Here is a 17,400-nt window from a genome sequence, read left to right as displayed (position 1 = left end):
CACGGTGATCGCCGTGAACGCTACCGGCTGGGCGGACCACATCGTTCGCCCACCCGCGACGGGTCAGGCCCGCGGCACCACGGGCAGTCGTGGCACGACGGTGCCCCAGATCCCTGCGGCGACGGCATCCTTGCTGCTCCTGGGGACCGCGGTGACGGAGCCATCGGGTGCCAGGACGACGACGGTGTTGTCCGCACGGCCGAAGACCTGTCCGGCCGAGACGTCGTTGACCACCAGGAGGTCGCAGCCCTTGCGCGCGAGCTTGGCGCGGGCATGGCTCAGCACGTCCGCGTCGGCGTCCCCGGTCTCGGCGGCGAATCCGACGACCAGTTGCCCGGCCGGCCGGGCGCTGACCAGCTCGGCCAGGACGTCGGGGTTGCGCACGAGGCCGACCGAGTCCGGCTCGCTCGCGGAGTCCTTCTTCAGCTTGGCGCCGGCGACGGCGGCCGGCCGGAAGTCCGCGACCGCCGCGGCCATCACGACGACGTCGGCCTCCTTCGCCTCGGCGTGCATGGCCGAGCGCAGCTCCTCGGCCGTGCCGACCGGGACCAGCCGCACCCCGAAGGGCGGGGGTGCCTCGACGTTCGCACCGACCAGGACCACGTCGGCCCCCGGGCGGCGGCGACGCGGGCCAGCGCCCACCCCTGCTTGCCCGACGAGCGGTTGCCGAGATACCGGACCGGGTCGAGGGGCTCGCGGGTGCCGCCGGCGCTGATGACCACGCGCCGTCCGGTGAGGTCCTGCGCCAGGGCACCGGCGCCGTGCTCCAGGACGATCGTCGCCAGGGCGGCGATGTCAGCGGGCTCGGGCAGCCGGCCGGGACCGGAGTCGGGGCCGGTGAGCCGGCCGACGGCGGGTGGCAGCACGACAGCGCCCCGCCGGCGCAGGGTCGCGACGTTGTCCTGCGTCGCCGGGTGCAACCACATCTCGGTGTGCATGGCCGGCACGAAGACCACCGGGCAGGACGCGGTGAGCAGGGTGGCGGTGAGCAGGTCGTCGGCCCGCCCGGCGGCGGCGCGGGCCAGCAGGTCGGCGGTGGCCGGGGCGACCACCACCAGGTCCGCGTTCTGCCCGATGCGCACGTGTGCCACCTCGGGGACGTCGGACCAGACGTCGGTCGTGACCGGGTTGCCCGAGAGCGCCTCGAAGGTGGCGGCGCCGACGAAGTGCAGGGCGCCCGGCGTGGGGACGACGCGGACGTCGTGGCCGGCTTCGGTGAAGGCGCGCAGCACGAAGGCGGCCTTGTAGGCCGCCACTCCCCGCTGACACCCAGCACGATGGAACTCACGCTGCTCATCCTCCCAACACGAGAAGGCACCCGGCCGGAGCCGGGTGCCTTCTCATCACACCAGGTGAGGTGCTGGAACGGCCATCCTGCAGGGGTCCCGCCGCGAGCCTGCGAGCGGTGGGGGCAGCCGAAACACCCCGTCCTCCCCACCCTTCGCACGCTCAGCGTGGGACCCGGGACGGGGCCTCAGTTCTCGCCGGCGGTGTGGGTCAGCAGGCCCTCGTTGATCTCGCGGAGCGCGATCGAGAGCGGCTTCTCCTGCGGCGCGGTGTCGACCAGCGGGCCGACGTACTCCAGCAGGCCCTCGGAGAGCTGGCTGTAGTACGCGTTGATCTGCCGCGCGCGCTTGGCGGCGAAGATGACCAGGCCGTACTTGCTGCTGGTGCGCTCGAGCAGCTCGTCGATCGGCGGGTTGGTGATGCCCTCGGGGGCAGGTGCGACTCCGGACACGGGCGGGCGTGCTCCTCATTCGATAGCGGGAGGAAGGCGCCGGCGGGTGCACCGGCGAGGCTCTTCCTCGTGGGCGCTACTCCCCGGCACCAGGCCGGGCGAGGGCGCAGTCAGCAAGCCTACCAACTCGTCGGCGGCCCGGGTGACGTCGTCGTTGACGACGACGACGTCGAACTCCCCGCGGCGTCCAGTTCGGCCTGCGCGAGGGCCAGCCGGCGCTCCTGGACGGCGGGCGGCTCGGAACCGCGGCCGGCCAGCCGGTTGACGAGCTCGGCCCACGACGGCGGGGCGAGGAAGACCAGCTGGGCCCGGGGATCGCGCGCCCGCACCTGGCGCGCACCCTGCAGCTCGATCTCGAGCAGCGCCGGAGCCCCGGTCGCCAGGTGCCTCCTCAGCGGCTCCACAGGGGTGCCGTACCGGTTGCCCGCGTACTCGGCCCACTCCAGGAGGCCGTCGGTCGCGATGAGCCGGTCGAACTCGGCGTCGTCCACGAAGTGGTAGTGCACGCCGTCGACCTCGCCCGTTCGAGGACGGCGAGTGGTGGCCGACACGGAGAGCCAGACATCGGGATGCCGACGCCGGACCTCCGCCACGACCGTGCCCTTCCCGACCCCTGAGGGGCCGGACAGCACGGTCAGCCGTGCCGCATCGCCTGAAACCACTCGCCGTCCTCGTCCGGGTGCAGCCGTGTCGGGGCCGGGGTCAGACGACCTTCTCGTCCGCGAACTCGGCCTCGAGCGCCTTGCGCTGGTTGGCCCCAGTCCGCGCACACGGCGGGTCGGGGAGATCTCCAGACGCTCCATGATCTTCGCAGCCCGCGCCTTGCCCACTCCGGGCAGGGACTCCAGGACGGCGGAGACACGCATCTTGCCGATCACTTCGTCGGTCTCGCCCTGCTTGAGGACGTCGGCGACCGTGGCGCCCTTGCTCTTGAGCCGCTCGCGCAGTTCGGCACGGGCCTTGCGGGCCGCGGCGGCCTTCTCGAGGGCTGCTGCGCGTTGTTCCGGGGACAGGTCAGGCAAAGGCATGGCTACCCAATCGTGTCGTTCGCCGGCACGGGTTCGGCCGGGCAGTCGTCGTCAGGGAGTCGTAGGGAAGCGGCTCGCCTCTGAGCCTCATGATGAACGTAGTTCCCGGCAAATCCGCTGGTCACGCGCCCCCGCGCCGGGAAAAGTGCTGCTCGCGTGTCGTAGCCGTTCGCATGGTGTTCACCTACGCGGAGCCGAGGAGGGATCCGTGCAGGTCGCGACCGGAACCGTGCGTTTCCGTTCTGCGTCGGGGCCATGGGTCGCCCGGCGGAATCCGGGCCGTCGGCACGACGACACGCCGCGACACGACACGCCGCTCACATGTCGCGCGCGAACCCCTTCCGGTCGCCGCGGCGACCCAGCCACCAGCCGCCGGTCGCGACGAGGACCAGCAGACCGGCGACGACCAGGAGAGCACCGGTCAGGTGCCCCGCGGTCCAGAGGACGGTCCACCGGTCGTCGAGGGTCAGGGTGAGCCGGCTCTCGTAGGCCGAGCCCGGCTCCAGCGGCGCGTAGCTCCCGTCGTAGGTGACCCGTTCCCGGGTGTTCGTCAGCCAGAAGACGACCACGCCCGCACCCGCCAGGACCCCGCCGAGCGCCGCCAGGAGAGCCGGCAGCGCCCGCCTCACGCCGAGAGCTCCGCCGTCCAGCGGTCCGCGGCGGCGCGGAGGGCGGCCGCGTCCGGGCCTGCGGCCAGCACGTCCCGCGACACCGTGGGGACGACGGCGCGCTCCGAGCCGAACAGCCGACGGAGGTCGGCCACCGACCCGCCCTGGGCACCCAGCCCGGGGGCGAGGATCGGCCCGCCGAGCCCGTCGAGATCGACGTCCAGCTCCTGGAGCGTGGCACCGACGACGACGCCGAAGGAGCCCGGCCCGGACGGTGCGTCCTCGGCGTTCCAGCGCCCCACCGTGTCCACGACGGCCTGGGCCACCGACACCTCACCCACCCGCGCGTGCTGGAACGTGCCGGCGTCGGGATTGGACGTGCGGGCCAGGACGAACAAGCCCCCACCGGAGCTCTTCGCCGCCCGGACGGCCGGCGCCAGGGACTCCGGCCCCAGGAACGGGCTGACGGTCAGGGCGTCCACCTGCATCGGGTGGTCGCTGCCCAGGTAGTCGGCGTAGGCGGCCATCGTGGAACCGATGTCCCCGCGCTTGGCGTCGAGCAGCACGAGGGCGCCCGCCGCGCGGATGCCGGCGACGGCGTCCTCGAGGACGGCGACGCCCCGCGCCCCGAAACGCTCGTAGAACGCCATTTGCGGCTTGAGCACCGCCACCGAGCCGGCCAGCGCCTCGACGACGGCGTCGGTGAACCGGCGCAGACCGTCCAGGTCGTCGCCGACGCCCCAGCCGACCAGCAGCTCCCGGTGCGGGTCGATCCCCACGCAGAGCGGTCCCCGCTCGGCGACCGATGCGGCCAGCCGCGTGCCGAAGCCAGGAGCGATCCCCTAGTCGAAGTCATGACCCCAGGCAATCACGCTGAACAGCATCTGACTTGCGCGACGAACCCCAGCTCACGAAACTTCACACCACTGCTCGACGACGTCCTGCAGTTGCTCCAGAAAGGGGACCTCCTTGAAGCCCTGCAGGTGGGCCAGGATCAGCAGAACGGCATCAGCACACGGCTCGTCGTCCGCGGACAACTGACTGACTTCTCGCGTACGCGAACCGACGTTTCCGAGCTTGGCAACCAACCTTCGGTATCTCTCCTGTGCACGCGCGTCACCAGCCCTCGCGCAGTAGCGCCGATACTCAACCATCAGACGGTTTGCACCATCGACGCCACTCCTTACCCAGCACTCGCAGATCTTCGTCGCCAGGTCCTCGTAGAGTCCTCTCGTGGCTGCTGTCTGACTGTCTCGGTCAGTCTGATCAGCGAGACCAATCAACGTGCGGATACTCTGCGCAGCGGCGATAGGCCTCTTCGTGAGTGCCCCAATGCGAGCAACCAAGCTCGGCCTCGGTCCGGGCGTGCCAGGGCCGTTCACTTCGAGACTCCCCTAGCGTGATGCTTGGCTAGGTACGTCAAGGACAGGATCCCTTCCGCCACAGCGCCGGAGACGGCGGCCCACCCTAGCTCCCCGAGCGACATTCCAACGGCTCCCGCAGCCAGGCCGGATATGGCCACCGTTCCAGTTTGAAAGAGGTAGGCGCGACGCTGATGGGCAAGAGCCAACGCGCGATCCGTACTGTGCAATCCACGAAATTTGAGAACACTTGGCCGCAGCAGGTATTCAACTAAGCAGAGGAGTATTGCTAGGAGGACCAGTCCAAGTGCGACGACGACCAGTCCCATAGCAGGCATGCTAGCTGGTCGACGCCCCAGGCGACGCATGTTGGCGTGGCAGTTCGAATGTGGCGGGCTTGCCTACGACTGGCGCGATGTCCCCGGCAGCCTCCATGGCCTCAAGCAGAAGGTACGACTGTCTAGCGCGCAAGGGTAAGGCTTCAGCGATCTCGAACTTCGAAAGCCGTTCAGCACTCCGCAAGGAATTAACAATCATGCTTCGCAAAGAGGCTTGCAGAGGCGGATCCATGACGGACGCCACCTCGGGTAGCACCTCACCGGAATTCTCGACACATTCAAGCGCCAGGAAAGGATTGGCAAAGGCGCCGGAAGCCGTCTGTACGACATTGGCACCGAGATCGAACAGCCCTCGGAACGACGCTGGATCAGTGACGCCACCCATGCCGACTATCTCGAAGTAGTGCCCTGTTTCGACTCGTAGTCTCGCCAAGCCGGCAACGAAACGATGAGCATACTCACGGACAGCGATACCAGAAACGCCAGCCAGCTGCCTTCCTGGGAACGTGGGCTGTCCATCGGCTCGGCGAACCTTGCATTGCAGGGTGTTGATGCCTGATACGCCATCAATCATGGGTGCAATCTCACGAATGAGTTCTGCAAGGCGACGTTCGTTGAGGTACGACAACTTCGCAACGAGGGACGTATCAGGATCCAATTCGCGTCGGACGCCCTCAACGATCGCCGCAGTCACCTGCGGATCGAAACAAAGGGGGCTTTACGCCTTGCGGGGAGGTATCCAAGGCGTTCGGGCAAGAAAGGTTGAGCTCGACTACGCCGGCGCCCGCGTCTTCGGCCATCTTCGCCGTCCGCGCAAAGTCGGCCACAATGGCCTCAAGCTTAGGAGAATGACTTTCGTAGTCCTCCCCCATGACACTGACGATAAGAAGCTGATCTTCCGCCAAGACGGTTAGCGCGTTAGCAACGTCTGCCATCCACTCGTGCGGTTCGGGCGACGGCACTCGAAAGAGTTGGCGGTTGAGACGTCACGACTCCCGGGATCCACCCAATCCCATGGCTCCGCCAGCACCTCGTAGCCATCATCTGATACATCAAAAGGCGTCCGCACATCCGGAACGAACGCCCAATTCGGCGGGACGTTAGGACCCCAACTACGACTGCGAACGGTTTTATACGTCAGAACATTGAATCCATTTCCTGCGAAGTACTGGATCCACGCCGACCCTCCAGTGAGCGGCGACGCAGGCACTCCTACTGGGAAACCGATTCGCCGTCCAAACAGGGACCAGCTTCGCTCAGGCACTACAGGTCGGGGAAGAATGCGAGGACCCGAAGGCCCGGTTGCATTTGTGAAGTAGTCGTCCAGAATGCTGTATGCGGGGAACCGGAGATGATGTTTCGCTAGTAATCGCTGCTGGCCAGCGAAGTAGAGCATATGAATGAGATGTAGTAGGTCATCCTCACCCAGGTGCCCCGCGGTTAGACTCGTCGCCATCTTTTCGGTGAAAGAGTCGAGCGAATCGCTTGACTCCGCGGCGTACTTCGCCGCGCCCGCCTTGAACTGTGCAACGAGCTCAGAAACTCCGATGCCGGATGCATCAATGTCTTGAACTAGGTTGCGAACGACATCGCCCGCACGACCGGCAGAAAAGAGGCCCGCCGCGTCACGCTTCTCGTCGGGCGCAGCCAGAGGAACCGGCGCGCTGGGCATAGCGATCTTGCTTGAGCTCACCTAGTTACCTTCACAGTCGGTTCGCTCCCCACCGTCCCCGGCGAGGAGGCGACGAGACCACCCGTGTTCGTGAGCGTAGACCGCCCCGCACAAGCGGTCGGACCCGCCCCGAAGGTTCGCGCGGCGCGACGTCTCGCGGCAACCACTCGAGGGTTGCCACCTCGGCCGCGAAAGCTTCGACGGATGCATCAGCCCCCAGGTTGGGCCGCAAGGCCCACATCACATCGACTGCGAAGCTATCGCGCAAGGCCCTCAAGCGCCAAACGAGAAGTCGGCACGTTGTCACCAGGTCGAACGCTTGGACTGGCGAGCGTTGCCAAACCTGTCCACGCAGGCCGATCGAAACCGACTCATCGACCCGCGAACTGGCTCCAAATGCAAAAGTAGTCGACAACCGGTGCCCGATGGCAAACACGCGGAGAATCCATCGTGGACGTCGTGGTATGGCAGCATGAGCGGTAGAGCAGTGGCGCTTCGGTACAGCGTGGAGCATCAAATCGAGACGCCTCGGCCGAGCAATTGCGCACTTGGCGGAGATGTCGACCTATCTCAGCGCCCAGCGCTGGCTTCTAGACATGTCATCGTCCAGTGAGATCGGCGTGGATCTCCTGGAGGCTGCGCACGCCGATGTCGCCGCGCAGCAGGGCCTCCACGCCCTGCACCGCCGCGGCCATGCCCTGGACCGTGGTGATGCAGGGGATGCCGGCGCCGACCGCCGCGGTACGGATCTCGTAGCCGTCCAGCCGCGGCCCGCTGTTGCCCGGCGACCCGAACGGGGTGTTGACCACCATGTCGACCTCGCCGGCCAGGATCCGCTCGACGACGTTCCCCGGCCCCTCGCTGAACTTCCCGACGACCTCGGCGGCGACGCCGTTGCGGCGTAGCACCTGGGCGGTCCCGGCGGTGGCGAGCACCCGGAATCCCAGGTCGGCCAGCCGCTTGATCGGGAAGACCGCCGAGCGCTTGTCCCGGTTGGCCAGGGAGACGAAGACCGTGCCCTCGGTGGGCAGCGAGCCGTAGGCGGCCGCCTGGGACTTGGCGAAGGCGGTGCCGAACTCGGCGTCGAGGCCCATCACCTCGCCGGTGGACTTCATCTCCGGCGACAGCACGGTGTCCACGCCGTGGCCCTCGACCGTGCGGAACCGGTGGAAGGGCAGCACCGCCTCCTTCACCGCGATCGGCGCGTCCTCGGGCAGGTCGGTGCCGTCCCCGGTGGCCGGGAGCACGCCGACCGAACGCAGGGAGGCGATGGTCTCCCCACCGCGATGCGGGCCGCGGCCTTGGCCAGCTGGACGGCGGTGGCCTTCGAGACGAAGGGCACCGTCCGGCTCGCCCGCGGGTTGGCCTCGATCACGTACAGGATGTCGTCCTTGATCGCGTACTGGACGTTCACCAGCCCGCGGACCCCGATCCGGGCGGCCAGCTTCTCGGTGGCTGCCCGGATCTTGAGCAGGTCGCCCGACCCGAGGGTGATCGGCGGGAGGGCGCACGCGGAGTCACCGGAGTGGATGCCGGCCTCCTCGATGTGCTCCATCACGCCGCCGAGGTAGAGGTCGGTGCCGTCGTAGAGAGCGTCCACGTCGATCTCGACGGCGTCCTCCAGGAAGCGGTCGACGAGCACCGGGTGCGCCGTGCTGACGTCGGTGGCCTTGGCGATGTAGGCCTCGAGAGTGCCCTCGTCGTAGACGATCTCCATCCCGCGGCCGCCGAGGACGTAGGAGGGCCGCACCAGCACGGGATAGCCGATCCCTGTCGCGATGGCGCGGGCCTCGGCGAACGTCGTCGCCGTGCCGTGCTTCGGGGCGAGCAGCCCGGTGTCGGCGAGCACGCGGGAGAAGGCGCCGCGGTGCTCGGCGTCGTCGATCGCCGCAGGCTGGGTGCCCAGCACTGGGACCCCGGCGTCCTTCAGTCGCTGGGCGAGGCCGAGCGGGGTCTGCCCGCCGAGGGTGCAGATGACCCCGGCCACCGGACCCGCCGTGCGCTCGGCCGCCACGACCTCCAGGACGTCCTCGAAGGTCAGCGGCTCGAAGTAGAGCCGGTCGGCGGTGTCGTAGTCGGTGGAGACGGTCTCGGGGTTGCAGTTGACCATCACCGCCTCGTAGCCGGCGTCGTGCAGGGCCATGACGGCGTGCACGCAGGAGTAGTCGAACTCGATGCCCTGGCCGATCCGGTTCGGGCCGGACCCGAGGATGAGCACCGCCGGCTTCTCGCGGGGCTGCACCTCGGTCTCCTCGTCGTAGGAGGAGTAGTGGTACGGCGTGCGGGCGGCGAACTCGGCGGCGCACGTGTCGACGGTCTTGTAGACCGGCCGGATGCCCAGCCGCCAGCGCAGCGTCCGGACGCCGTCCTCGCCGGCCAGCTCGGGCCGCAGTGCCGCGACCTGCCGGTCGGAGAGCCCGAAGCGCTTGGCGCGGCGCAACACGGGCTCGGTGAGGGCGGGGGCGTCCCGGACCTCCTCGCCGACCTCGCGGACCAGCGCGATCTGGTCGACGAACCACGGGTCGAAACCACTGGCCTCGGCGACCTCCTCGACGGTCGCGCCGGCCGCGAGCGCCTGCTCGGCGAGGTAGAGCCGGCCGTCGACCGGCACGCGCAGCGCGTCGAGCAGTTCCTCGGCCGAGCGGGAGTCGGCCTCCCCGTCCAGAACCCGGCGACCTTCGTCTCCGTGGACCGCATCGCCTTGCCCAGCGCCTCGGCGAAGTTTCGGCCGAACGACATGATCTCGCCGACGCTCTTCATCGTGGTGGTCAGCCGCGGGTCCGCGCCGGGAACTTCTCGAAGGCGAACCGCGGGATCTTGACGACCACGTAGTCCAGCGACGGCTCGAAGCTCGCCGGGGTGACACCGGTGATGTCGTTGGTGATCTCGTCGAGGGTGTAGCCGATGGCCAGCTTCGCGGCGATCTTGGCGATCGGGAAGCCGGTGGCCTTCGACGCCAGCGCCGACGAGCGCGACACCCGGGGTTCATCTCGATGACGACGAGACGGCCGGTCTCCGGGTGGACGGCGAACTGGATGTTGCAGCCGCCGGTGTCCACGCCGACCTCTCGCAGCACCGCGATGCCGACGTCCCGCATCTGCTGGTACTCGCGGTCGGTCAGCGTCATGGCCGGGGCGACGGTCACCGAGTCGCCGGTGTGCACGCCCATCGCGTCGATGTTCTCGATCGAGCAGATGACCACGACGTTGTCGCTGCGGTCGCGCATGAGCTCGAGCTCGTACTCCTTCCAGCCCAGCACCGACTCCTCGATGAGCACGGTGTGCACCGGGAGTCGGCCAGCCCGTGGCCGGCCATCCGGCGCAGCATCGGCTCGTCGGTGGCGATGCCGGACCCGAGGCCGCCCATGGTGAAGCTCGGCCGGATGACGACGGGGTAGCCGACCTCCTCGGCCGTCGCGACCGCCTCGTCGACCGACGCGCACACCGTCGAGCGCGGCGCGTCCGCGCCGATCGACCGGACGATGTCCTTGAACAGCTGCCGGTCCTCGCCGCGGTTGATCGCGTCGACGTCGGCGCCGATGAGCTGGACGCCGTACTTCTCCAGGACGCCGTTCTCGTAGAGCCCGATGGCGATGTTGAGCGCGGTCTGCCCGCCGAGGGTGGCCAGCAAGGCGTCGGGGCGCTCCTTGGCGATCACCTTCTCGACGAACTCCGGCGTCAGCGGCTCGATGTAGGTGGCGTCGGCGACCTCGGGGTCGGTCATGATCGTGGCCGGGTTGCTGTTCACGAGGCTGACCCGCAGGCCCTCGGCGCGCAGCACCCGGCAGGCCTGGGTGCCGGAGTAGTCGAACTCGGCGGCCTGGCCGATGAGGATCGGCCCGGAGCCGATCACCAGCACGTGCTCGATGTCGGTGCGCTTGGGCATCAGGCCTTCTCCCCCGTGCTGTGCTCGACCTGCGGCGCCGGCCCGCCGGCGTGCGCGTCGCCGTTCCGCGCGGTCTCCATCAGGTCGACGAACCGCTGGAACAGCGGGGCCGCGTCGTGCGGACCCGCGGCGGACTCCGGGTGGAACTGGACGCTGAACGCGGGGACCTCCAGGCAGCGCAGCCCTCGACCACGTCGTCGTTGAGCCCCACGTGGCTGACCTCCACCTGCCCGTACGGGGTGACGGTGGGCCGGTCCAGCGGGGCGTCGACGGCGAAGCCGTGGTTGTGGCTGGTCACCCGGACCGTTCCGCTGACCCGGTCGAGCACCGGCTGGTTCAGCCCCGGTGGCCGAAGCGCAGCTTGTACGTGCCGAGCCCCAGGGCCCGTCCGAGGATCTGGTTGCCGAAGCAGATGCCGAACAGCGGCCGCTTCGCGTCCAGCACGCCCCGGACCGCCTCGACGGCGTAGTCGGCGGCGGCCGGGTCGCCCGGGCCGTTGGACAGGAAGACCCCGTCCGGGCCGGCGGCGAGCAGCTCCTCGGCGGTGGCGGTCGACGGCAGCACGTGGGTCTCGACGCCGAGCTCGGCGAGGTGCCGGGGGTGGCGGTCTTGATACCGAGGTCCAGCGCGGCGATCGTGTAGCGCTTCTCCCCACCGCCGGGACCACGTAGCCCTCGCCGGTGCTCACCTGCGGAGCCAGGTCCGCGCCGGTCATGCTCTCGGCCGCGGTCACCTGGGCGAGCAGCGCGTCGACGTCGGTGGTCTCGCTGCTGATGCCCACCCGCATCGCACCGCGGTCGCGGAGGTGCCGGGTCAGGGCGCGGGTGTCGATGCCGCTGATCCCGACGATCCCCTGAGCCACCAACTCGTCGTCCAGGCTGCCGGTGGCCCGCCAGTTCGACGAGCGGCGGGCCGGGTCGCGGACGACGAAGCCGGCCACCCACATGCGCCGGCTCTCGTCGTCCTCGCCGTTCACTCCGGTGTTGCCGATGTGCGGGGCGGTCATGACGACGACCTGCCGGTGGTAGCTGGGGTCGGTCAGCGTCTCCTGGTAGCCGGTCATCCCGGTCGCGAAGACCGCCTCGCCCACCGTCGTCCCGACCGCGCCGTAGGCCTCGCCGCGGAACGTCCTGCCGTCCTCGAGCACGAGGATCGCCTGACTCACTCTGCAACTCCCGTTCGGCTCCGCGCTCGCTCCGCTCCTCGCTCGTTCCTCGCTGCGATGCTCACTCGCTGTCGCCTCACCGTGTTGCCTTTCCGTCCAAAACGGTCGGCGTCCCCCGCAGGAACGTCGCGACCACGCGGCCGGGGAGCTCCCGGCCGGCGTAGGGGCTGTTGCGGCTGCGGCTGGCCAGCGCCGCCGGGTCGACCGGCGCCCGGGTCGAGGCGTCCAGCAGCAGCAGGTTGGCCGGCTCGCCAGGGGCCAGCGGGCGACCGTGACCGTCGAGTCGGCCGATGGCGGCAGGGCGCACCGACATGCGGTCGGCGACGCCCTGCCAGTCGAGCAGGCCGGTCTCGACCATCGTCTCGACGACGACCGAGAGCGCCTGCTCCAGCCCGAGCATCCCGGGGCGGGCCTGCGCCCACTCGCTCTCCTTGTCCTCCACCGCGTGCGGCGCGTGGTCGGTGGCGACGGCGTCGATCGTGCCGTCGGCCAGCCCCTGCCGGAGGGCCGCGATGTCCTCGTCCGTGCGCAGCGGCGGGTTGACCTTGAACACCGGGTCGTAGCTCTCCGCGCAGGCGTCGGTGAGCAGCAGGTGGTGCGGGGTCACCTCCGCGGTGACCTGGACGCCGCGCGCCTTCGCCCAGCGCAACAGTTCCACCGAGCCCGCCGTCGACACGTGGCAGATGTGCAGCCGGGCGCCGACGTGCCCAGCCAGCAGCACGTCGCGGGCGATGATCGCCTCCTCGGCGGCGGCCGGCCAGCCGGTGAGGCCGAGCCGCGCGGAGCGGTCGCCCTCGTGCATCTGGGCACCGGCGGTGAGCCGGGGCTCCTCCGCGTGCTGGGCGACGACGCCGTCGAGCGCCTTCACGTACTCCAGGGCCCGGCGCATCAACGCGGGGTCGGCCACGCAGTGCCCGTCGTCGGAGAACACCCGCACGCGGGCGGCGGAGTCGGCCATCGCGCCGAGCTCGGCCAGCCGCTCGCCCTTCAGACCGACCGTCACCGCACCCACCGGGACGACGTCGACCAGGCCGGCCTGCTCGCCGAGCCGCCACACCTGCTCGACGACGCCGGCGGTGTCGGCCACGGGGTCGGTGTTGGCCATGGCGTGCACCGCGGTGAACCCGCCCAGCGCGGCCGCCCGGCTGCCGGTCTCGACCGTCTCGGCGTCCTCGCGGCCGGGCTCCCGCAGGTGGGTGTGCAGGTCCACCAGGCCGGGCAGGGCGATCAGTCCACCGGCGTCGATCACCTCGGCGCCGGTCGCGGACAGCGACTCGCCGACCGCGGCGATCCGGCCGTCCTTCAGGAGGATGTCGGCAGCGTCCCCGCCGTAGGGCTTCGCGCCCGTGATCAGGTAGGTCGTCATGCGGGCGAGCCTCCGAGCAGCAGGTAGAGCACGGCCATGCGCACGGAGACCCCGTTGCCCACCTGCTCGACGATCGTGGAGCGGACGGAGTCGGCCACGTCGGCGGCGATCTCCATCCCTCGGTTCATCGGGCCGGGGTGCATGACGATCGCGTCGTCGGACAGCGTCGCCATCCGCCGGCCGTCCAGGCCGTAGCGACGGCTGTACTCGCGGGCGCTCGGGAAGTACGAGGCGTTCATCCGCTCGGCCTGTACCCGCAGCATCATCACCACGTCGGCCTTGGGCAGCACCGCGTCCAGGTCGTAGCTCACGTCCACCGGCCAGCTGCCGATCCCGACGGGGAGCAGCGTCGGCGGTGCGACGACGGTGACCTCGGCGCCCAGCGTGTGCAGCAGCCAGACGTTCGAGCGGGCCACCCGGCTGTGCAGCACGTCGCCGACGAGCACCACCCGCACACCCTCGAGCCGGCCCAGCCGCTGCCGGATCGTGTAGGCGTCCAGCAGCGCCTGGGTCGGGTGCTCGTGAGTGCCGTCGCCGGCGTTCACGACGCTGCCGCGGACCCAGTTGGCCAGCCGGTGCGGGGCGCCCGAGGCGGAGTGGCGGACGACGATCGCGTCGCTGCCCATGGCCTCCAGCGTCAGCGCGGTGTCCTTGAGGCTCTCGCCCTTGGAGACGCTGCTGCCCTTGGCGGAGAAGTTGATGACGTCGGCCGACAGCCGCTTGGCCGCCAGCTCGAAGGAGATCCGGGTGCGGGTGGAGTCCTCGTAGAAGAGGTTGACCACGGTGCGCCCGCGCAGGGTGGGCAGCTTCTTGACTTCGCGGCCGGCCAGCGCCTGGTCGATCTGCGCGGCGGTGTCGAGCACCAGCGTCGCATCGGCGCGGTCGAGGTCGGCCGACTCCAGCAGGTGCCGCTTCACTGTGTCTCCCCTTCGCCCCCGCGGGGCGCTCCGCTCCTCGCTCCGATGCCCAGGCCGGTTCCTCGCTCGTTCCGCTCCTCGCTCGTTCCTCGCTGCGATGCTCGCTCGCTGTCAGCGGCCGCCTCGCTGCGATGCTCACGCCCCTGTCCGCTCAGACCGTCCCCTCGGTCACGAGCACCTCGTCGACGCCGTCGATCTCCGCGAGGTGCACCTTCACCTGCTGGGTGCGCGAGGTCGGCACGTTCTTGCCGACGAAGTCCGCGCGGATCGGCAGCTCCCGGTGCCCACGGTCGACCAGGACGGCGAGCTGCACGCTCCGCGGCCGGCCCAGGTCGCGCAGCGCGTCCAGCGCGGCGCGCACCGACCGGCCGGAGAAGAGGACGTCGTCGACCAGCACGACCAGCCGGCCGTCGATGCCGGAGTCGGGCAGCACGGTGGGCTCCAGGGCCCGGACCCCCGAAGCCTCAGGTCGTCCCGGTACAGCGTGATGTCGGCTGTGCCGACGTCGACCGGCGTGCCGCTGAACGCCTGGATGCGGGCCGCGAGCCGGCGAGCCAGGGGTGCGCCGCGGGTCGGGATGCCCACGAGCACGAGGTCGGAGAGCCCGCCGTCGGCGGATCCGGCGTCGACGGTCGCGGCCCGCTCGATGAGCTGGTGGGCCATGCGATCGACGACGCGGGCGACGTCGGCGGCGGAGAGCAGGGTGCCGGGGGCGCTGCCGGGAGACGGACTCCGGGCAGGCTCGGGAGAGCTGGCCATCAGGCCTCCTTCCCCGCCTCACTGGACGGGTCGTTAAAGGAGTGGGTCGGACCGCGCACGACGGTACTGCACGCACCGAGGGCGTCCGTCAGCGCCTGTTCCGCCCCAGGTCGGCGCCGGATTCGGCTCCCGCACCTACCAGACCGGTTCCGGACGCAGGAGAAGACTCCTCCCTGTTGCGCGCCGCCCGCGACCAGTACGCTCAGTCACCAACAGGACCTTTCCGAGACGACGGACAGTGAGCAGACAGCGATGAGCACCGACTACTCACGGGCCCTCGGCGCCCGGCTCCGCGCCATCCGCAATCAGCAGGGGCTCTCCCTGCAAGGAGTGGAGGACAAGTCGCACGGCCGCTGGAAGGCAGTCGTCGTCGGCTCCTACGAGCGCGGCGACCGCGCCGTCACCGTGCAGCGGCTCTCCGAGCTCGCGGTGTTCTACGGCGTGCCCGTCTCCGAGCTGCTCCCCGACCCGCGCCCCAGCTCCGCGGTCACCTCCAGCACCAAGATCGTGCTGAACCTGGAGTCCCTGGGGTCCCTGCCCGCCGACGAGGCCGGCCCGCTGGCCCGTTACGCCTCGACCATCCAGGCGCAGCGACACGACTACAACGGCAAGGTCCTCTCGATCCGCGCCGAGGACCTCAAGTCGCTGGCGATCATCTACGACATGAGCCCCGACGAGCTGACCACGCGGCTCATCGAGTGGGGCGTCCTGTCCCCCGGCATGGAGAGCGTCGTCGGCTTCGGTGGCGGCGACGACGAGGACGAGGAGCTCGACCCGAACTGGGAGCGCCGCCGCGGCCCGCGCTGACGGACGGGTGGACGCGAGGGGCCCAGAACCATCCCGGTTCTGGGCCTCTCGCGTCCACTGGTTCAGCTCGTGGGGACCTCGGCGGCCAGGATCGCGCCCAGGACGCCGTTCACGTAGGCCGGCGAGTCGTCGGTGGACAGCGCCTTGGCGAGCTCCACCGCCTCGTCGATGACGACGACGTCAGGGACGTCGTCGACCCACAGCAGCTCGAACACGGCCATGCGCAGGATCGCCCGGTCGACGTCGGGCAGCCGGTCGATCGACCAGTTCGACGCGTGCGCGTCGATCAGCGCGTCGATACGGGCCCCGTGCTCGGCGACGCCCTCGACGAGGCGGACGGTGTGCTCGGAGACGGGCGGTGGGGTCTCCATCCGGTCGGAGAGGACGGAGAGCACGTCACGTCCCCGCAGGTCCGCCTCGTAGAGGACGTCGACGGCACGCTTGCGCGCCTTGGTGCGGGCAGCCATGGAGGTGTGCCTTGCTCAGCCGACGCAGCTCAGTTGACGCGGCCGAGGTACCGGCCGTCGCGGGTGTCGACCTTCAGCTTCTCGCCGGTGGTGATGAACAACGGGACCTGGATCTGCGCGCCGGTCTCGAGCGTGGCGGGCTTCGTGCCGCCGGTGGACCGGTCGCCCTGCAACCCCGGGTCGGTGTGCTCGACCACGAGCTCCAGGGTCACCGGAAGCTCGACGTACAGCGGGTTGCCGTCGTGCACCGCGACGATGACCTCGGTGTTCTCGAGGAGGTAGTCCGCTCCCCGCCGACGGTCTCCGACGACACGTGGATCTGGTCGTAGGTGTCACCGTCCATGAAGACGAAGTCGGTGCCGTCCTTGTACAGGTACGTCATCGACCGCTTGTCGACGTTGGCCGTCTCGACCTTGGTGCCGGCGTTGAAGGTCTTGTCGACGACCTTGCCCGACAGCACGTTCTTCAGCGTGGTCCGCACGAACGCGCCGCCCTTGCCCGGCTTGACGTGCTGGAAGTCGGTCACCGTCCAGAGCTGGCCGTCCAGGTTGAGGACGATGCCGTTCTTCAGGTCGTTGGTGGTAGCCATCAGAGAACCAGCAGTTCCTTGCTCGTGAGGGTCAACAGTTCGGGCGCGTCGTCCGTGACGACCAGGGTGTCCTCGATCCGGACACCGCCGTGGCCGGGCAGGTAGACGCCCGGCTCCACGGTGACGGCCATGCCGGCGGCCAGCGTACCCGCGCCGAGCGGGCCGATGCCCGGCGCCTCGTGGATCTCCAGGCCCACACCGTGGCCCAGTCCATGGGTGAAGTGCTCCCCGTGCCCGGCCTGGACGATGACGTCGCGGGACGCCGCATCCACCGCGACGACGTCGGCGCCGACCGCCAGGGCGGCCCGGCCGGCCGCCTGCGACGCCGCCACGAGCTCGTAGATCTCCCGCTGCCAGTCGACCGCGTGCCCGAGGACGACGGTGCGGGTCATGTCGGAGTGGTAGCCGTCGACGGTGGCGCCGAAGTCCAGCTTGAGGAAGTCCCCGCCACGCAGCACCGTGGCGTCGGGGCGGTGGTGCGGGATCGCCGAGTTGGCACCGGCGGCCACGATCGTCTCGAAGGACGGCGCCTCGGCACCGAGCGCCAGCATGCGGGCGTCGAGCTCCCGGCCCACCTCCAGCTCGGTCCGGCCGGGCCGCAGCGCCCCTCGGCGGCCAGCTCGGCCAGCGCCTGGTCGGCGACCGCGCAGGCTCGGCGCAGCGACTCGATCTCGTCGTCGTCCTTGATCGCCCGCTGCGC

General features: G+C 70.0%; 19 protein-coding genes and 3 pseudogenes. 2 read left to right on the top strand and 20 right to left on the bottom strand.

Features of this window, described 5'->3' with window-relative positions:
- Positions 1–63: 63 nt before the first annotated feature.
- The 12 genes and pseudogenes from coaBC to U6N30_RS12495 all read right to left on the bottom strand — a co-directional run bounded on the left by coaBC (position 64) and on the right by U6N30_RS12495 (position 11,194).
- Positions 64–1,232: pseudogene (coaBC, locus tag U6N30_RS12555) on the bottom strand (bifunctional phosphopantothenoylcysteine decarboxylase/phosphopantothenate--cysteine ligase CoaBC).
- A 242-nt stretch (positions 1,233–1,474) separates the two neighbouring features.
- Positions 1,475–1,738, bottom strand: a complete 264-nt coding sequence (rpoZ, locus tag U6N30_RS12550) for a DNA-directed RNA polymerase subunit omega (protein WP_012949163.1) — start codon at positions 1,736–1,738, stop codon at positions 1,475–1,477.
- Between the two features lie 119 nt (positions 1,739–1,857).
- Positions 1,858–2,766: a guanylate kinase gene (gene gmk, locus U6N30_RS12545; RefSeq protein WP_479690598.1), complete on the bottom strand. Its 909-nt coding sequence runs from the start codon at positions 2,764–2,766 to the stop codon at positions 1,858–1,860.
- A 317-nt stretch (positions 2,767–3,083) separates the two neighbouring features.
- Positions 3,084–3,395: a hypothetical protein gene (locus tag U6N30_RS12535; protein WP_324277540.1), complete on the bottom strand. Its 312-nt coding sequence runs from the start codon at positions 3,393–3,395 to the stop codon at positions 3,084–3,086.
- Entirely contained in the window at positions 3,392–4,189 is a 798-nt protein-coding gene (gene pyrF, locus U6N30_RS12530; RefSeq protein ID WP_324278272.1) for an orotidine-5'-phosphate decarboxylase, read from the bottom strand. The genes U6N30_RS12535 and pyrF overlap by 4 nt, the downstream gene beginning before the upstream one ends.
- A gap of 93 nt (positions 4,190–4,282) precedes the next feature.
- Positions 4,283–4,462, bottom strand: coding sequence for a hypothetical protein (locus U6N30_RS12525; RefSeq protein ID WP_324277539.1), 180 nt, complete (start codon positions 4,460–4,462; stop codon positions 4,283–4,285).
- A gap of 612 nt (positions 4,463–5,074) precedes the next feature.
- Positions 5,075–5,767 carry a beta/alpha barrel domain-containing protein gene (locus tag U6N30_RS12520; RefSeq protein ID WP_324277538.1) on the bottom strand — a complete coding sequence of 231 codons (693 nt, stop codon included), beginning with the start codon at positions 5,765–5,767 and terminating at the stop codon, positions 5,075–5,077.
- A gap of 1,577 nt (positions 5,768–7,344) precedes the next feature.
- Positions 7,345–7,992 (bottom strand): hypothetical protein, encoded by a 648-nt coding sequence (locus U6N30_RS12515; RefSeq protein WP_324277537.1) that lies wholly within the window; start codon positions 7,990–7,992, stop codon positions 7,345–7,347.
- Positions 7,935–9,356, bottom strand: coding sequence for a carbamoyl-phosphate synthase large subunit (carB, locus tag U6N30_RS12510; RefSeq protein ID WP_324277536.1), 1,422 nt, complete (start codon positions 9,354–9,356; stop codon positions 7,935–7,937). Before carB (U6N30_RS12510) ends, U6N30_RS12515 begins: the two co-directional genes overlap by 58 nt.
- Before the next feature lie 157 nt (positions 9,357–9,513).
- A pseudogene (carB, locus tag U6N30_RS12505) lies at positions 9,514–10,630 on the bottom strand (carbamoyl-phosphate synthase large subunit).
- The gene (locus U6N30_RS12500; protein ID WP_324278271.1) at positions 10,630–10,803 is read right to left on the bottom strand and encodes a glutamine amidotransferase-related protein; all 174 of its coding nucleotides are present in this window, start codon (positions 10,801–10,803) and stop codon (positions 10,630–10,632) included. Before U6N30_RS12500 ends, carB (U6N30_RS12505) begins: the two are co-directional and overlap by 1 nt.
- A gap of 163 nt (positions 10,804–10,966) precedes the next feature.
- Positions 10,967–11,194, bottom strand: a complete 228-nt coding sequence (locus U6N30_RS12495) for a glutamine amidotransferase-related protein (RefSeq protein ID WP_324277535.1) — start codon at positions 11,192–11,194, stop codon at positions 10,967–10,969.
- Between the two features lie 116 nt (positions 11,195–11,310).
- Between U6N30_RS12495 and U6N30_RS12490 the strand changes: the two genes are divergently transcribed.
- Positions 11,311–11,487, top strand: a complete 177-nt coding sequence (locus U6N30_RS12490; RefSeq protein ID WP_324277534.1) for a hypothetical protein — start codon at positions 11,311–11,313, stop codon at positions 11,485–11,487.
- Here the strand turns inward: U6N30_RS12490 and U6N30_RS12485 are convergent.
- The 4 genes and pseudogenes from U6N30_RS12485 to pyrR all read right to left on the bottom strand — a co-directional run.
- Positions 11,466–11,720: pseudogene (locus U6N30_RS12485) on the bottom strand (carbamoyl-phosphate synthase domain-containing protein); the annotation flags it as partial. The gene U6N30_RS12490 and the pseudogene U6N30_RS12485 overlap by 22 nt on opposite strands.
- Before the next feature lie 151 nt (positions 11,721–11,871).
- Entirely contained in the window at positions 11,872–13,161 is a 1,290-nt protein-coding gene (locus tag U6N30_RS12480) for a dihydroorotase (protein ID WP_324277533.1), read from the bottom strand.
- Complete coding sequence (locus U6N30_RS12475; RefSeq protein ID WP_324277532.1) at positions 13,158–14,078, bottom strand: aspartate carbamoyltransferase catalytic subunit; 921 nt, start codon at positions 14,076–14,078, stop codon at positions 13,158–13,160. Before U6N30_RS12475 ends, U6N30_RS12480 begins: the two co-directional genes overlap by 4 nt.
- 151 nt (positions 14,079–14,229) lie before the next feature.
- On the bottom strand, positions 14,230–14,511 hold the full coding sequence (gene pyrR, locus U6N30_RS12470; protein ID WP_324277531.1) for a bifunctional pyr operon transcriptional regulator/uracil phosphoribosyltransferase PyrR: 282 nt from the start codon (positions 14,509–14,511) through the stop codon (positions 14,230–14,232).
- Positions 14,512–15,089: 578 nt separating this feature from the next.
- Here pyrR and bldD point away from each other — a divergent pair.
- Entirely contained in the window at positions 15,090–15,644 is a 555-nt protein-coding gene (gene bldD / locus U6N30_RS12465; RefSeq protein ID WP_324277530.1) for a transcriptional regulator BldD, read from the top strand.
- A gap of 62 nt (positions 15,645–15,706) precedes the next feature.
- Here the strand turns inward: bldD and nusB are convergent, their stop codons facing one another.
- From nusB to U6N30_RS12450, 4 genes are read right to left on the bottom strand one after another with little or no spacing between them, the layout of a single operon-like run.
- Positions 15,707–16,111, bottom strand: coding sequence for a transcription antitermination factor NusB (gene nusB, locus U6N30_RS12460; protein WP_324277529.1), 405 nt, complete (start codon positions 16,109–16,111; stop codon positions 15,707–15,709).
- 29 nt (positions 16,112–16,140) lie between these two features.
- Positions 16,141–16,323 carry a hypothetical protein gene (locus U6N30_RS35420; RefSeq protein ID WP_479690597.1) on the bottom strand — a complete coding sequence of 61 codons (183 nt, stop codon included), beginning with the start codon at positions 16,321–16,323 and terminating at the stop codon, positions 16,141–16,143.
- Complete coding sequence (locus U6N30_RS12455; RefSeq protein WP_479690596.1) at positions 16,320–16,700, bottom strand: hypothetical protein; 381 nt, start codon at positions 16,698–16,700, stop codon at positions 16,320–16,322. Before U6N30_RS12455 ends, U6N30_RS35420 begins: the two co-directional genes overlap by 4 nt.
- Positions 16,700–17,251: a M24 family metallopeptidase gene (locus tag U6N30_RS12450; RefSeq protein WP_324277528.1), complete on the bottom strand. Its 552-nt coding sequence runs from the start codon at positions 17,249–17,251 to the stop codon at positions 16,700–16,702. The genes U6N30_RS12455 and U6N30_RS12450 overlap by 1 nt, the downstream gene beginning before the upstream one ends.
- Positions 17,252–17,400: the final 149 nt, after the last annotated feature.

This window comes from Blastococcus brunescens (assembly GCF_035320885.1).
GTDB lineage: Bacteria > Actinomycetota > Actinomycetes > Mycobacteriales > Geodermatophilaceae > Blastococcus_B > Blastococcus_B brunescens.
Note: the sequence above shows the minus strand (reverse complement) of the source record. Positions and strands in the feature narration are given on the sequence as shown.

Bases quoted from the DNA above. Each gene is read 5' to 3' on its own strand.
- nusB (WP_324277529.1), bottom strand. From the start codon at position 16,111: ATGGCTGCCCGCACCAAGGCGCGCAAGCGTGCCGTCGACGTCCTCTAC.
- U6N30_RS12480 (WP_324277533.1), bottom strand. From the start codon at position 13,161: ATGACGACCTACCTGATCACGGGCGCGAAGCCCTACGGCGGGGACGCT.
- bldD (WP_324277530.1), top strand. From the start codon at position 15,090: ATGAGCACCGACTACTCACGGGCCCTCGGCGCCCGGCTCCGCGCCATC.
- U6N30_RS12455 (WP_479690596.1), bottom strand. From the start codon at position 16,700: ATGGCTACCACCAACGACCTGAAGAACGGCATCGTCCTCAACCTGGAC.
- gmk (WP_479690598.1), bottom strand. From the start codon at position 2,766: ATGCCTTTGCCTGACCTGTCCCCGGAACAACGCGCAGCAGCCCTCGAG.
- U6N30_RS12450 (WP_324277528.1), bottom strand. From the start codon at position 17,251: ATGCTGGCGCTCGGTGCCGAGGCGCCGTCCTTCGAGACGATCGTGGCC.